Raw genomic sequence first — 14,720 nt, 5'->3', positions numbered from 1 at the left:
GCCACCCGGATTACCAATGGACAGCAGCGCTGTCTCAGTTGAAGTTTTCAGCCCGGATACGAACCACTTTTTCCTGGATGTCGGACAGGGCTTCCAGCTCTTCAATGGCGCGGTTGATCTGCCGCTCCTGCACCGTGTGGGTGAGGATAATCACCGGAATCTTGCCCTCTTCCAGCTCGGATTCCTTCTGCATGATCGACTCGATGTTGATGCCATGCTCGCTGAGAACGGAAGCGACTTTCGCCAGCACACCCGGGCGGTCGAGCGCCTGGATCCGCAGGTAGTAGGCGGACTGGATATCTTCCATCGGCAGCACGTCGAGGTTTTCCAGGGCGCTGGGCTCGAAGCCCAGGTAAGGCACACGCTGCTGGCTTTCGGCGGCAACGCTGCGGGCCACGTCGACGATATCGGCAATCACCGCCGAGGCGGTGGCTTCATCGCCGGCACCCGGACCGTAGTACATGGTCTGGCCAACGGCATCGCCGTCGACCAGCACGGCATTCAGAACGCCGTCGACCTGGGCAATCAGGTGGCTCTGGGGCACCAGTGTCGGGTGAACCCGTAATTCGATGCCATTCTCGCGGCGACGGGCGATGCCCAGGTGCTTGATGCGGTAACCCAGCAATTCGGCGTGGGCGATGTCATACGGGGTGATACGGGAAATCCCTTCGGTGTAGGCGCGCTCAAACTGCAGCGGCACACCGAATCCGGCCGAGGCCAGGATGGTAAGCTTGTGCGCCGCGTCGATGCCTTCCACATCGAAGGTAGGGTCGGCTTCGGCGTAGCCTTTGTCCTGAGCTTCGCGCAGGACTTCGTCGAACGCTCGTCCGGCCCGCATCTCGGTCAGGATGTAGTTGCCGGTACCGTTGATGATGCCGGCAATCCAGTCGATGCGGTTCCCGGCCATACCTTCACGCACCGCCTTGATGACCGGAATACCGCCGGCGACACCGGCTTCATAGGCGACGATCACGCCACGCTTGGCCGCGGCCTCAAAAATTTCGTTGCCGTGGACGGCGATCAGCGCCTTGTTGGCTGTCACCACATGCTTGCCGTTTTCAATGGCGGCGAGAACCAGTTCCCGAGCCACGTCGTAGCCGCCAATCAGCTCAACCACGATGTCGACATCATCCGCTTTGGTGATCTCGAAGATGTCGTTGCTGAAAGGAATGTCGCCCAGGTCAATGTCGTCACGGCGCCTGCGGGACGCCACGCGACTAATTCGAATCGGACTCCCTGCCCGACCGGCAATCAGCTCCGCATTGCGCGTCAGCACGTTGTAAGTACCGCCACCGACGGTTCCCAGTCCGCAGATTCCGACTCTGACCTCTTTCAAGCTTACACCCCTGATCCAGATGAATTGCACAGGGGACCACGACACAAACGCGGTCCCAGCGCGGCAGTTTATAACGATTGGCGCCTGAAAAAAACGCTCGCGGCTTTATCCTGTGATTCCGTCGGGATGGGGCCGGGGTCAGAGAATGCCCAGACCCTTCGCCAGCTGATCGGGCGGAACGTAGCCACGCACCATGCGGCCGTCTTCCAGTACGATGGCAGGGGTTCCGGTCACGCCGACTTCGCCGCCCAGCCGATACTGTTCGAGGACCGGGTTGTCGCAGGTTTTCGAGGGCACGGCATTGCCCGCCTTGGCATCATCCATGGCGGCCTTGGGGTTGTCCGAGCACCAGACCGAAACGTACTTGCGGAACGACGGCGTGTTGGGCCCGGTCCGCGGATACCCCAGGTAATGCACGGCTATCCCCAATTCGTTGAGGCGGGGAACGTCTTTATGCAGCTTGCGGCAGTAAGGGCAGTCGATATCCGTGAACACATAGATATTGGCCTTGGCCTGCCCCTTGGGCGAGAAGTTGATCATCTCGTCCGGATCCACATCGGCGATAAGCTTGGCACGGCTCTGAGCCCGGGACTTCTCCGTTACGTTGTCGAGGCCGCCCTGCTGACTCACGTGATAGAGATCGCCCACGAAGAAATACTGACCGTCTGCGGTCGAGTAGATCATGTCCGGATTGTTGGTGGACACCGCGTAGAAGCCATCAATGTCCGATGGCGCCACACCCTGGATCTGAAGCCCCGGGATAGCGGTTTCAAGACGCTGGGTAATCGCCGCTTCCACATCGCCGGAGGCGGTCTTGTCTGCCGCCAGGGCAACGGGAGCAGTGGCCAGGCCGGCCAGTGCAAACAAGCAGGCCGCCAGAATACGGCCCTGAATAAACTGTCTCATGAAGCCTCTTTAAAGGTCATTGGCACATCGAAGTCGTGGACAACAATACCCGCTGAAAGTTCGGGGCACCAGTCTCGTTTAGACGATCAACCGCGGGGATGATGTTCGCCGTGCAGCTCCTGCAGTCGTTGACGGGCCACGTGGGTATAGATTTGGGTGGTGGAAAGGTCGGCATGCCCCAGCAGCATCTGCACTACCCGCAGATCGGCACCGTGGTTCAGCAAGTGAGTCGCAAACGCATGGCGCAGGGTATGGGGCGAGAGCTTCTTATTAATACCGGCGCGACGGGCATACAGTTTGATCCGGTGCCAGAAGGTCTGGCGGGTCATGGCCTGGGCGCGATTTCCGGGAAACAGGGCATCGGCCGGCCGCTGCCGCAAGAGCTCGCCCCGCGCTTCCCGCATATAACGGGAGAGCCAGTCGAGCGCCTCCTCCCCCATCGGCACCAGCCGCTCCTTATCCCCCTTACCGGTGATCCGGACCACGCCCTGACGCAGATTCACCTGGTCCACCGCGAGATTAACCAGTTCGGACACGCGCAATCCGCAACCGTAGAGAATTTCCAGCATCGCACGGTCACGCAGCTCGATCGGTACGGTCGGGTCGGGCTCGGCCAACAGCTGCTCCACATCCTGCTCCGACAGGGTATCCGGCAGGCGCTTGGGCTGGTTCGGGCTGTCGATACGGAGGGTGGGATCTTCAGCGATGATCCCTTCTCGCAACAGGAACCGATAGAAGCGGCGCAGTCCGGACAGGCGACGGGCCGCCGTCGAGGCCCGCGTTCCCGCAGCCATGCCCTCCGAGATCCAGGCCAGAAGATTGATCCGGCTGGCGTCCCGCAACAAGGGCTGGTCCGGCTGCTGATCCAGCCACAGCGACAACCGGGTCAGATCGCCCAGGTAGGCCTCCCGGGTCCGCTCCCCCAGCCCAAACTCAAGCCAGAGCGCATCATTGAAACGTCGCATCAACGCCTGATTTTCTTCACGACACGTCGTCATGGACAGCCACCCCGAAACGCAAAAAGGCAGCCCCGCAAGGCTGCCTTTTCATTGCTCACAACAATCACGCCAAAAGGGCAGTGACTCTTAGTTGAGCTTTTCCTTGATGCGTGCTGCCTTGCCAGACAGTTCGCGCAGGTAGTACAGCTTGGCCTGACGCACGTCACCGCGACGCTTCACGGAAACGCTGTCGATCAGCTTACTGAACGTCTGGAAAGTACGCTCAACACCGACGCCGTAAGACACCTTACGTACGGTGAAGGACGAGTTGAGGCCGCGATTGCGCTTGCCGATAACCACGCCTTCGAAAGCCTGCAGACGCTCACGGTTACCTTCGGTCACACGGACCTGAACCACGACGGTGTCGCCTGGACCAAACTCCGGGATTTCCCGGGTCATCTGCTCCGTTTCAATCTGACTGATGATGTTGTTCTTGCCGCTCATCGTTAACTCCTGAATACCCAATCTATCAATGCCCTGATGACCCAGAGGCACCCGGTTCGTTCAAAGCCTGCTCCAGCAGCTCTCGCTCTTCATCGGAAAGCTGCCGATTTTCCAGCAAATCGGGGCGCCTCTCCCAGGTCCGCTTCAGCGACTGTTTCAGCCGCCAGCGCCGGATCTGCTCGTGATGCCCGCCAAGGAGGACCTCCGGCACCCGCTGCCCCTCATAAACCTCGGGACGGGTGTAATGCGGACAGTCCAACAATCCATCGGCAAACGAGTCCTGTTCTGCCGACTGCGCATGGCCCAGTGCACCTGGAATGAAGCGGGTTACCGCATCAATCACGGCCATTGCAGCCAGCTCTCCCCCGGACAGGACAAAATCCCCCAGGGACACTTCGCGATCGACCTCTTCCGAGATCAAACGCTCGTCGACCCCTTCGTAGCGCCCGGCGACAAGAACCAGTCGCTCGGCGCCCGCAAGCTCTTCAACCAACGCCTGGTTGAGCGGCTCGCCCTGGGGCGACAAGTAAACCACCGTTGCATCACCGCCCGCCGCCGCTTTTGCAGCGTGGATGGCGTCCCGCAAGGGCTGGATTTTCATCAACATGCCCGGGCCGCCACCGTAGGGGCGATCATCAACCGTCCGGTGACGGTCGTGCGTGAAATCCCGTGGATTCCAGCGCTCCACCGTCAGCAGCCCATCACGAACCGCGCGGCCGGTCACACCGTATTCCAGCACGGCATCGAACATGTCCGGAAACAGACTGACTGCGCCGATCCACACCGATCAGAACTCCGGGTCCCAATCCGCAACCAGCAATCCCGAGTCCAGATCGATCCGCTGGACGACCTGGTCAGGCAGATACGGTATCAACCGTTCCCGGTTGTCGATCGAATCTTTGGTCGGCCGCACGACGATCACGTCGTTGGCGCCGGTTTCCATCAGATTCTTGACCGCACCCAGGCACTCGCCACCGGGCGTCTCGACGCGCAGCCCTTCCAACTGATGCCAGTAGTATTCACCGGCCGGAAGGTCCGGCAACTCGTCCAGCGGGACGGTGATATCGAGACCACAGTACGACCGGGCAACTTCCCGATCGTCGACACCCTTGAGCCGGACAACAATGCCGGGCCCATGGCGTTTGCCTTCGGCTACTTCAAGGCTGATCCGTTTTCCCGCCTGGATTGCATGCCAGTGACGGTAATTGAGAATGCCTTCCATGGGATCCGTGTAGGAATAGACTTTCACCCATCCCTTGACCCCGAAAACCGAGGTAATGCGACCGATCACAGTTTCCTGCGATTGTTCTGCCATACATAAGCCCCGGTTCGTAAAACGTAATGCCAGCGAATTACTGTGCTGCCGCTTCCTTCAGAAGCTTGGCAACGCGATCGCTGGTTTGCGCGCCTTGGCCAACCCAGTGCTGAACGCGCTCCTGGTTAACACGCAGACGCTCTTCGCCACCGCGGGCAACCGGGTTAAAGAAACCGACACGCTCAATGAAACGACCGTTACGTGCGTTACGGCTGTCAGTGACTGTCAGATGGTAGAACGGGCGCTTCTTGGAGCCACCACGAGCCAAACGGATAGTTACCATTTCGACCAATATCCTGTTCTGTTGATACGAACGTTGTCCTGTTCGCGCCGGCAATATCAGCCCATGGCGCGAAGACCCATACTCGAAAGGGGCGCTATTCTATGCTAATTCCCGGCCAATGAAAACAGCTAAACGCTGCCTTTTTCGCCGGATCGGATCGTGGTTTTCACGGAGGCGCGATCCGGCTCGTCGGCAAAGCGATATCAGCGACCGAATGGCGGCATCCCGCCGCCACCGCCACCCGGCGGCATCATGCCCTGCATGCCGCGCATCATGTTGGCCATGCCGCCTTTCTTGCCGAGCTTCTTCATCATCTTGGACATCTGCTTGTGCTGCTTGAGCAGTCGATTGACGTCCTGAATCTGCGTACCGGAACCCGTCGCGATGCGGCGCTTGCGGGAGTTATTGATAACATCGGGGTTGCGCCGTTCTTTCGACGTCATGGAGCAGATAATGGCTTCCAGCTGCCCCATGCTCTTGTCGTTCACCTGCTGCTCTGCCATCTGGGCCATGTTGCCCATGCCAGGCAGCTTGTCGAGCAGACCACCGACGCCGCCCATGCTCTTCATCTGCTGCAGCTGATCGCGGAAATCTTCCAAGTCGAAGCTCTTACCCTTCTTGATCTTGCGGGTGAGCTTGTCCGCCTTCGCCTTGTCGATCTTGCGCTCCGCTTCCTCGATCAGCGACAGCACGTCCCCCATACCCAGGATGCGTGACGCCACCCGATCCGGATGGAACGATTCCAGCGCCTCGGTCTTTTCGCCGACACCCAGGAACTTCACCGGCTTGCCGGTAATGTGACGCACGGACAGCGCAGCACCGCCACGGGCATCGCCATCGGTCTTGGTCAGCACGACACCGGTCAGCTCCAACGCGTCGTTGAACGCCTTGGCCGTGTTGGCCGCATCCTGACCGGTCATGGCATCGACCACGAACAGGGTTTCGACTGGCTTGACCGCTTTCTGCAGACGACCGATCTCACCCATCATCTGCTCATCCACGTGCAGACGACCGGCGGTATCCAGAATCACGACATCAATGTGTTTTTTGCGGGCCGCATCGATCGCGCCCTCGGCAATGGCAACCGGATCCTGGTCGGTGGAACTGGGGAAGAATTCAGCCTCCACTTCCCCGGCCAGCGTTTCCAGCTGCTGGATGGCGGCCGGGCGATAGATATCGGCGCTGACCACCATCACCGACTTCTTGCGACGCTCCTGAAGATGGCGCGCCAGCTTGGCCACAGTCGTGGTTTTACCGGCACCCTGCAGGCCCGCCATCATGACCACGGCCGGCGGCTGGGTGGCGAGATTGAGGTCTTCGTTGGCCGAGCCCATGACCCGGACCAGCTCGTCCTGGACCACTTTGATGAACACCTGGCCCGGTGTCAGGCTTCGCTTGACCTCGGTCCCCACGGCACGGCGACGCACGTCCGCAATGAAGTCCTTCACCACCGGCAGGGCCACGTCGGCTTCCAGCAGCGCTTTGCGCACTTCGCGCAGGGTGTCCTTTATATTGTCATCAGTCAGCTTCGCCTTGCCCTGAATTTTGCGCAGGCTACCTGACAGGCGATCGGTAAGATTCTCAAACATGGTGACTCGGCATTCTCTGTGAATAGCGCATGAATACGAAACAGGCCCGATTTACAGCATGTTGCGGGCCGTCAAAGATTGATTCCAGTTGCACAATCGGCACATTATAACCAGACTGTCGCTCTCAGACGAACCAGCCAACGATAAACGGACTAACCAGAACACGCCATGGGCACCCTCATCCTCGCGGTCACGACACTCTTCCTTTATAGCGTGGGCACTGCCATGCAGACCCTCGTCTTCCGCGGAAGGATCAAGCCCAATCGCGGCCTGACGTCATTGATCGGCGTTCTGGCCCTGGTCAGCCACGGCGCCCTGATCTGGGATCGCATCCCGGAAACCAGCACCATTAATATGGGTCTGTTTCCGGCCTCCCTGCTCATATCCTGGTTCGTGGTACTGCTGTTGCTGATTCTCAACAGCCGCAAGCCGATGCAGATCCTGTTCCTGGCCGCCTACCCCCTGGCCGCGCTGACCGTCGTCTTCATGTTGCTGTTCCACTCGCCTCCGCATTACGTGTCACAAAGCAACTGGGGCATGCTGGCGCATATCGCACTGGCGATCACCGCCTACAGCCTGTTCACCCTGGCAGCCATCCAGGCCTTTCTGGTCAACTTGCAGAACCGTCAACTCAAGCGGAACTATAACAGCCTGCTGATCCGTAACCTACCGCCGCTACTGACCATGGAATCGCTGCTGTTCGAACTGCTCTGGGCCGGCGTCATTGTGTTGACCCTCGCCATCATTACCGGGGCCCTGTTCATTCACAACATGTTCGACCAGAACCTGGCCCATAAAAGCCTGTTCTCGATCATGTCCTGGTTTGTCTTCACCGGACTACTGATCGGCCACTACACCCAGGGCTGGCGCGGTCAGACAGCCAGTCGCTGGACCCTGGCCGGCTGCGCGCTGCTGATGATCAGCTACTACGGCAGCAAATTCGCCCTGGCGTTCATCTTCCACCAGCAATGATCGGCACGAGCGGCGTAATGACGCAGCACAACGCTTGACACTCCGCGCCGCAACTTCCTATCTTCACCTTTCTTATCGTCAGCAATAAAAGGATCCCCCTGCTTGAACGAGGCACCGCTTTCGGCGCTCTTCACCATCCTTGTCGCTCTCATTGCCATGTCCGCATTTTTCTCCAGCTCGGAAACCGGCATGATGACGCTCAACCGCTACCGATTGAAGCACCTCGCCAAAACCGGACATCGCGGCGCCAAACTCGCCGACAAGTTGCTGCAGCGGACCGACCGTCTGATCGGAGTTATTCTGATCGGCAACAATTTCGTAAATATTTCCGCATCCTCAATCGCCACCATAATCGGCGTCCGACTATGGGGTGACGCAGGAATAATGATTGCGACCTTCCTTTTAACGGTCGCGATCCTGATTTTCGCCGAGGTCACACCAAAAACCCTGGCCGCCCTCTTTCCCGAACGAATTGCATTTCCCGCGAGCTACGCCCTCCGGCCAATGCTATTTATCCTCTACCCTTTTGTCTGGCTGGTTAACCTGTTCACCGGTGCCATCCTGAGACTTCTTCGAATCTCTGCCAAAGACGCTTCCAGCGACCACCTCAGCCGTGAAGAACTGCGCACCCTGGTCAACGAAGCCGGCGCGCTGATTCCGCGCAAGCACAAAGACATGCTGGTCAGCATCCTGGACCTGGAGAAGGTCACGGTGAACGACATCATGGTGCCGCGCAACGAAGTGGTGGGGATCGACCTGGACGACGACCTGGAAACCATCCTGCGCCAGATGCGCAGCAGCCAGCACACACGCCTGCCAGTATTCAAGGGCGACATCAACAACATCCAGGGCATGCTGCACCTGCGCAACCTGTCCAAGCTGCTGATGCAGGACGACATCAACAAGGCCATGCTGATGCAACTGTGCCGGGAGCCCTACTTCATTCCCGAAAGCACCCCACTGCACCTGCAGCTGATCAACTTCCAGAAGGCCAAGCGGCGCATTGGCGTGGTGGTGGACGAGTACGGCGACGTGTTGGGCATCGCCACGCTGGAAGACATCCTTGAGGAAATCGTCGGTGACTTCACCACCGACTACGCCGCCACCAGCCCCGACCTGATTCCGCAGGACGATGGCACCTACATCATTGATGGCTCGGCCCACATCCGCACCATCAACAAGACCCTTGGCTGGAAATTGCCGACCGATGGCCCCAAAACCCTGAACGGCCTGATCACGGAAACCCTGGAAACCATCCCGGAGAACAACGTCTGCCTCACGGTCAAAGGCATTCGCATCGAGGTCCTGCAGATCAAGGATAACGTGGTCAAGGCGGCGACGGTCCACCCACCCTTGCGCCGACAGAAGCAACGCACCTGATCATCCAGGCCCCATTAGCTCGCTAACGCATAAGAAAGACCGTTTTTGAACGATTAAAATTTAAGCGTTTGCTTGACCGCTCGAACGCCCACTCGGACACTGAACCCATGCTGTGTCGCCGGACAGCCTTCCAAGCCGGCAACATGGCGCACCGGGCATGGAAGAGCACCGGATTTGAGCGACGAAAGGCATCCACAATGGCCCGGACTGCCCCTGCTTCAGGGCGGTCTGATCGTCGTTGTGATGTTATATTTTGTTAATGTCTCAGCACGTCCATACACTTTGAGAGGGTTTGTGTTTATTCTCAAGGAACGTGCATGAAGTGATAGCGATTCCGAATAACACCGTACAGGCACCCAGTGCCAGAATAACGATAACGATAAGGAAAGTTCCGCTCGGTCATGTATCCGGTTGAGGCGTAGCAAGGAGTTGGCCATGAACAAGCAGTCCGGCATACATTATCTCCACGAGCACAAGGGCCCGGGGAACACTGCTGGCTTGCCCAAGGAAATCAGCAAGATACGGGATACCGTCGTGGCCGGGCTGGGCGACCTGCTGCAGGGCGCCTTCGACGCCGTGGACGACTCCCTGTTCGAGCTGGCCAACAACGCGCGCAGCAACAACGAGCAAAATCGCTACTTCGAAGCGATGCGGGAAATCCGCATCAAGCGCAAAGGCGTCGAGAAACATTTCCAGTCCGCCGTCGGCCAACTGTTTGTGACACCGCCGCGGAGCGCCGCGCCGGAAGTGGTCGATCACAGCGCCACGACCGCCGATACCCTGTCCCTGGTCCAGAACGACGAACTGGAAGAACAGGTGGCGATGAACGCCATGATTTCCAAGGCGCGCGCTTACTTTCAGGGCCCCCTGCTCCAGCTTCAGACCCGTTTCAGCTCGGTCTATCCCAACGCCACGGACGATGACCCCGTCAATCCGATGGCGCCCGAGCACCTGTGCAGCGCCTTTGTTGAGGCGGCCCAGGCGCTGGAGATCCAGATTCGTGAGCGCCTGATCGTCCTCAAGCAGTTCGATCGCTACGTCGTCTCCAACCTCGGTATGCTGCTGGACGAAGCCAACCGGATCCTGATCCAGGCCGGCGTGATCCCCAATTTCCGTTATCACGGCAAGGCCAGCCAGACGGCCCAGAAGCCGGCTGACAGCAGTACCGAGAAATCAGCGCCGGCGCCGTCGGTCGAGGCGGAAAGCGAGGGCGTCGATCGCGGCGCGGCGATCTTCGAGCAGATCCGCGATCTGCTGGCCCAACAACGCAGCCATGGCGGGCAACCGCGCGCAGCCAACCCGAACGTCCATGTGCTCGGCGGCGCCGAGCTCTATCAGATACTGACACAGCTGCCCCAATCCGCGGATGTCCAGGCCAGCGACAACCTGAGCCGCGGTGAGCCGGTCGTCGTTGACCTGCACTCCATCGTCGAAAACCTGCTACAGCAACAAAAAACCAGCGACGGCAAACCGGCAGCCCTCAACGAAAGTGACGAGGATCTGATCAACCTCGTCTCGATGCTGTTTGAATTTATCCTGGATGACTACAACCTGTCGGCGCCGATACAGGTGCTCATCAGTCGCCTGCAAATCCCGATTCTCAAGGTGGTCATCAAGGATAAGAGCTTCTTCAGCCGAGCCACGCATCCGGCCCGCAAGCTGCTCAACTCCCTCGCTCGTGCCGGTATCGGCTGGAGCGAAAGCGACGAGAAGACCCGGGACAAACTTTACGAACAGATTCATAACATCGTGCTGCGCATCCTGAACGAATTTGACGGAGACATCAGCCTGTTCGAACAGCTGAATGAAGAGTTCGACCAGTTCCTGGCCAAGGAAAACCGCAAAGCGACGCTGGTGGAACAGCGTACCCGAGAGTCCGAGCGGGGTCGCATCAAGTCACAGAAGGCCCAGGAGACCGTGGACAACCTGCTTCAGGAGCGCCTGAACAAACATCAGGTTCCTGATACGATCCACAACATCCTGACCAACGGCTGGAGCCGCGTCATGTTCCTGGCCTATCTCCGCGACGATGTGGAGCATCGCTGGAACCAGTCGGTACGCGTGGTGGATGACCTGATCTGGTGCCTGCATCCACATCTCGAAGATGACGAGCGGGATCAGTGGGTGCGCGTCGTGCCCGGGCTGCTCAAATCATTGCGCGCCGGACTGGAGGAAGTGTCCTACAATTCCGCGGGCCTCGACACCATGATGCGGGACCTCAAGCACGAACTGACCGAAGCCTTCCGGGCCCACGCCCTTGCCGAGGCCCAGGAAAGCAGCGCCCGCAGCGTGCCGCCAACCCCGGCCAGAGCAGAAGAGCCGGAGACCGATGCCGACGGTGCGCCGACGGCGATCCAGCGTCAGCAGGAAATCGAAGACGCCGCCACGGCCGAGTACGTCAACAAGATCGATGCGATCGACATCGGTCACTGGGTGGAATTCAATCTGGTCAACGGAGCCCGGTTCCGCTGCAAACTCTCGGCGATCATCGAAGAGGCAGACTGCTTTGTCTTCGTGAATCGGATGGGCCTGAAAGTCATCGAGAAAACCCGCATCGACCTGGCCCATGAAATGCGCCGCGGACGGTTAACCGTGCTCGAACAGGGCGCATTGATTGACCGGGCTCTCGATGCGGTGGTCGGCAGCTTGCGGCGCAATACCGGATAGGATAGTGTCCCCTGCAGTTGTTCGTTGATGCAGGAGCGCCATGCCGTTGCGCGGTCAATCCAATGCCCAGCCGGTGTCTGTCCGACTGGCCCTGACGCTGTCACTGGCTCTCCTGCTCCATACCCTGATTCTGGCCGCGGTGGTCCATTGGCTACGCCAGCAACCCGACAAACCGCCCGCGGCGATTCACTTTACCCTGCTTGACCCCGGCGACACGCCCAGCACAGCCAGCCAGGCCAGCACCCCCAGCGCTTCGGCGGCGCCGTCTGCGTCAACGTCCACCGACCAGCCACCGAAACCGCCCCGGGAAGCCAAAGACCCCATTGTCACCCGGCAAGGCAAGCAGCCACGTGCTGAGACGCAACCCGAATCGACAGCCAACCGCCAGCCGACACACACGGTAGCGCCAGCATCGACTCAACAGACACAAAGTAGCACCCGCAACGCACGCGCGAGCGCCGCCAGCCCGGCGTCAGTGGCCAGCCAGGAAAGCGGCGCCGGCGCGCCCGAGACCGCCCGGCAGCCGGTCACACCGGATAAGCACACCCAAATGACACAGCGAAGGGCGGAACAGGATCCCTACGTGGCCCTGCTCTGGCAGCATATCAGCGAGGAACTGGACCACCGGCCCGTCCGCTCCATTCACGAGCTCAAACGGATACGCACGGTGCGACTGGAACTGGTCCTGATGGACAACGGGACACTCAGGCAGGTTGAAACCATCGAAAGTTCCGGGAAGCGGGAGTTGGACAGAGCCGCGGTGCAAAGCGCTCTCTCGGCGAGCCCCTACCCCGAACCGCCGGAATCGGCTCGGGATCAGGGTTTTCGATTTCAGGTGGAACTGCGCTTCTCGCCACGCAGCCCCTGATCAGCCTTCGGCGTCTTCCTGCTTGGCAGAGGCCGCCTTCACCATTTCGGCCAGCTCGCCGTTCTCGGACATTTCCAGCACGATATCACAGCCGCCAACCAGCTCACCGTTGATGTAAAGCTGTGGGTAAGTCGGCCAGTTGGAGTAGACCTTCAGCGCCTCGCGCAACTCCTGGTTGTCGAGGATATTCACGTACGCAAACCGTTCGCCACAGGCCATCAGCGCCTGCACCGTGCGCGCCGAGAAGCCGCACTGCGGTTGCTGGGGAGAGCCCTTCATGTACAGGATAATCGGGTTGTCCTGGAGCTGGCTCTTGATGGTTTCGTTAATATCCATAGTCAGAATCTACCTCGTGGTCTTGCCGGCGTTCGCCGGGAATCACCGTTCATTGGATTAGCGCCATTGTACACGGCTGCAAAAACCCTGGCCATGCGGGCCGCCGTCCCATGAAATCGGGCTGCAGGCTTGCATTGTCAACATCCGGAATTACCGATACTATGTCTTGCCTGCTTTATAGCAGGCTCTCTGATCACAGTTCCTGTACGCTCAGCTTACCGGCGCGGACCAACCGCTTGCCGGCGTTTCCTATTTCTTTGAGCCCAGGAATTCCCTGAATCATCCCCGTCGATGCCCTTCCCGGGCTGCTGTCGCGGGCATTCAGCGGTTACCCGGTTCATCCTGTGTCAGCGGGCCTTTATCCAGAACACCCTTGATGGGGAGAGGCTATGGCGGATCAGCCGCTGCTTAACACCTACGGGCGACTGCCAATCGTCTTCGATCACGGCCAGGGGCCGTGGCTCTACGACGAGGATGGCAACCGGTACCTGGATACCTTTTGCGGTATTGCAGTGACCGGACTTGGCCACGCGCACCCAGCGGTCACCCAGGCCATCCAGGAGCAGGCCGCGCGCCTGATGCACTGTTCCAACCTGTTCCACAGTACCACTCAACAAACACTCGCCCGCAAGCTGTGCGACATCTCCGGCATGGACGGCGTTTTCTTCGCCAATTCCGGCGCCGAGGCCAACGAGTGCGCCATCAAACTGGCCCGGCTGTACGGCCACAACCGCGGCATTCATTCGCCGGCGATCATCGTCATGGATCGCTCCTTCCACGGACGCACTCTCGCCACCCTGACAGCCACCGGCAACCGCAGGGTCCAGGCCGGCTTCGAGCCGCTGGTCAGCGGTTTCGTACGGGCGCCGTTCAACGATCTCGACGCCTTTGACGCCATCGCCCGCTCCAACCCGAACGTGGTGGCGGTGCTGGTGGAGCCGGTCCAGGGCGAAGGGGGCGTCAACGTGGCCGATCCGATCTGGCTGCAAGGCATTCGCGAAGTCTGCGACCATCATGGCTGGCTGATGATGCTGGACGAGATCCAGACCGGCAACGGGCGCAGCGGCCACCATTTCGCCTACCAGGCCTATGGCGTCACGCCGGATGTGGTCACGCTCGCCAAGGGACTGGGTAACGGCTTCCCGATCGGCGCCTGCCTGGCACGGGGAGACGCCGCCCGGACCTTCCAACCCGGCCACCATGGCTCCACCTTCGGCGGTAACCCACTGGCCTGTGCAGCGGCCATGGCAGTGATCGAAACCCTCGAAAAAGACAATCTGCTGGCTCGGGCCCGGTCACTGGCCGAGCGCATGCGCTCGCGGCTGGAAGCCGCCTTCGATGGTGCGGACTATGTCCGTGACATTCGCGGCCTGGGCTTGATGATCGGCATCGAACTGACGTCCCCCTGTGCCGAACTGGTCCCGCTGGCCAAGACCCAGGGACTGCTGCTGAACGTCACTGCCGATCGGGTCATTCGCCTGCTGCCGCCGCTGACCCTGACTGACGACGAAGCCGATACGATGATCGATCAGGTTATCCGTATCCTGCGCCTGTATGCTGGCGATGACCGTGACTTGCCGCGCCACGGGCAACCCCAGCCTCCGAAAACCCCCTGATTTTCCCAAG

Annotated in this window: 14 protein-coding genes; 5 read left to right on the top strand and 9 right to left on the bottom strand. The window is 59.9% G+C overall.

Annotated features, from left to right (window positions below):
* Positions 1-34 precede the first annotated feature (34 nt).
* The 8 genes from JL474_RS13840 to ffh all read right to left on the bottom strand — a co-directional run bounded on the left by JL474_RS13840 (position 35) and on the right by ffh (position 6,871).
* Positions 35-1,336: a homoserine dehydrogenase gene (locus JL474_RS13840; RefSeq protein ID WP_203142511.1), complete on the bottom strand. Its 1,302-nt coding sequence runs from the start codon at positions 1,334-1,336 to the stop codon at positions 35-37.
* Between the two features lie 138 nt (positions 1,337-1,474).
* Positions 1,475-2,242, bottom strand: coding sequence for a DsbC family protein (locus tag JL474_RS13835; protein WP_203142510.1), 768 nt, complete (start codon positions 2,240-2,242; stop codon positions 1,475-1,477).
* An 86-nt stretch (positions 2,243-2,328) separates the two neighbouring features.
* The gene (gene xerD, locus JL474_RS13830) at positions 2,329-3,240 is read right to left on the bottom strand and encodes a site-specific tyrosine recombinase XerD (protein ID WP_203142509.1); all 912 of its coding nucleotides are present in this window, start codon (positions 3,238-3,240) and stop codon (positions 2,329-2,331) included.
* Between the two features lie 87 nt (positions 3,241-3,327).
* Positions 3,328-3,684: a 50S ribosomal protein L19 gene (rplS, locus tag JL474_RS13825; RefSeq protein WP_123635843.1), complete on the bottom strand. Its 357-nt coding sequence runs from the start codon at positions 3,682-3,684 to the stop codon at positions 3,328-3,330.
* A gap of 25 nt (positions 3,685-3,709) precedes the next feature.
* Complete coding sequence (gene trmD, locus JL474_RS13820) at positions 3,710-4,468, bottom strand: tRNA (guanosine(37)-N1)-methyltransferase TrmD (protein ID WP_203142508.1); 759 nt, start codon at positions 4,466-4,468, stop codon at positions 3,710-3,712.
* Positions 4,469-4,471: 3 nt separating this feature from the next.
* On the bottom strand, positions 4,472-4,999 hold the full coding sequence (gene rimM / locus JL474_RS13815; protein WP_123635845.1) for a ribosome maturation factor RimM: 528 nt from the start codon (positions 4,997-4,999) through the stop codon (positions 4,472-4,474).
* 37 nt (positions 5,000-5,036) lie between these two features.
* Complete coding sequence (gene rpsP, locus JL474_RS13810; RefSeq protein WP_123635846.1) at positions 5,037-5,282, bottom strand: 30S ribosomal protein S16; 246 nt, start codon at positions 5,280-5,282, stop codon at positions 5,037-5,039.
* A 203-nt stretch (positions 5,283-5,485) separates the two neighbouring features.
* Positions 5,486-6,871 carry a signal recognition particle protein gene (gene ffh, locus JL474_RS13805; RefSeq protein ID WP_123635847.1) on the bottom strand — a complete coding sequence of 462 codons (1,386 nt, stop codon included), beginning with the start codon at positions 6,869-6,871 and terminating at the stop codon, positions 5,486-5,488.
* Between the two features lie 168 nt (positions 6,872-7,039).
* On the opposite strand from ffh, the gene JL474_RS13800 reads away from it, so the two are divergent.
* The 4 genes from JL474_RS13800 (at position 7,040) to JL474_RS13785 (ending at position 12,758) form a co-directional block, all read left to right on the top strand.
* Positions 7,040-7,843, top strand: coding sequence for a cytochrome C assembly family protein (locus tag JL474_RS13800; RefSeq protein WP_123635848.1), 804 nt, complete (start codon positions 7,040-7,042; stop codon positions 7,841-7,843).
* Between the two features lie 102 nt (positions 7,844-7,945).
* Positions 7,946-9,223 carry an HlyC/CorC family transporter gene (locus JL474_RS13795; RefSeq protein WP_203142507.1) on the top strand — a complete coding sequence of 426 codons (1,278 nt, stop codon included), beginning with the start codon at positions 7,946-7,948 and terminating at the stop codon, positions 9,221-9,223.
* A gap of 435 nt (positions 9,224-9,658) precedes the next feature.
* Complete coding sequence (locus tag JL474_RS13790; protein ID WP_203142506.1) at positions 9,659-11,890, top strand: DUF1631 domain-containing protein; 2,232 nt, start codon at positions 9,659-9,661, stop codon at positions 11,888-11,890.
* Between the two features lie 40 nt (positions 11,891-11,930).
* Positions 11,931-12,758, top strand: coding sequence for an energy transducer TonB family protein (locus JL474_RS13785; protein WP_203142505.1), 828 nt, complete (start codon positions 11,931-11,933; stop codon positions 12,756-12,758).
* Here JL474_RS13785 and grxD read toward each other — a convergent pair whose 3' ends face one another.
* Entirely contained in the window at positions 12,759-13,094 is a 336-nt protein-coding gene (gene grxD, locus JL474_RS13780) for a Grx4 family monothiol glutaredoxin (protein ID WP_123635852.1), read from the bottom strand.
* 389 nt (positions 13,095-13,483) lie between these two features.
* Here grxD and JL474_RS13775 point away from each other — a divergent pair, with 389 nt between their 5' ends.
* Entirely contained in the window at positions 13,484-14,710 is a 1,227-nt protein-coding gene (locus JL474_RS13775) for an aspartate aminotransferase family protein (RefSeq protein ID WP_203142504.1), read from the top strand.
* Positions 14,711-14,720: the final 10 nt, after the last annotated feature.

Source organism: Marinobacter mangrovi (assembly GCF_016798325.1).
In the GTDB taxonomy this organism is placed as follows: Bacteria; Pseudomonadota; Gammaproteobacteria; order Pseudomonadales; family Oleiphilaceae; genus Marinobacter_A; species Marinobacter_A mangrovi.
Note: the sequence above shows the minus strand (reverse complement) of the source record. Positions and strands in the feature narration are given on the sequence as shown.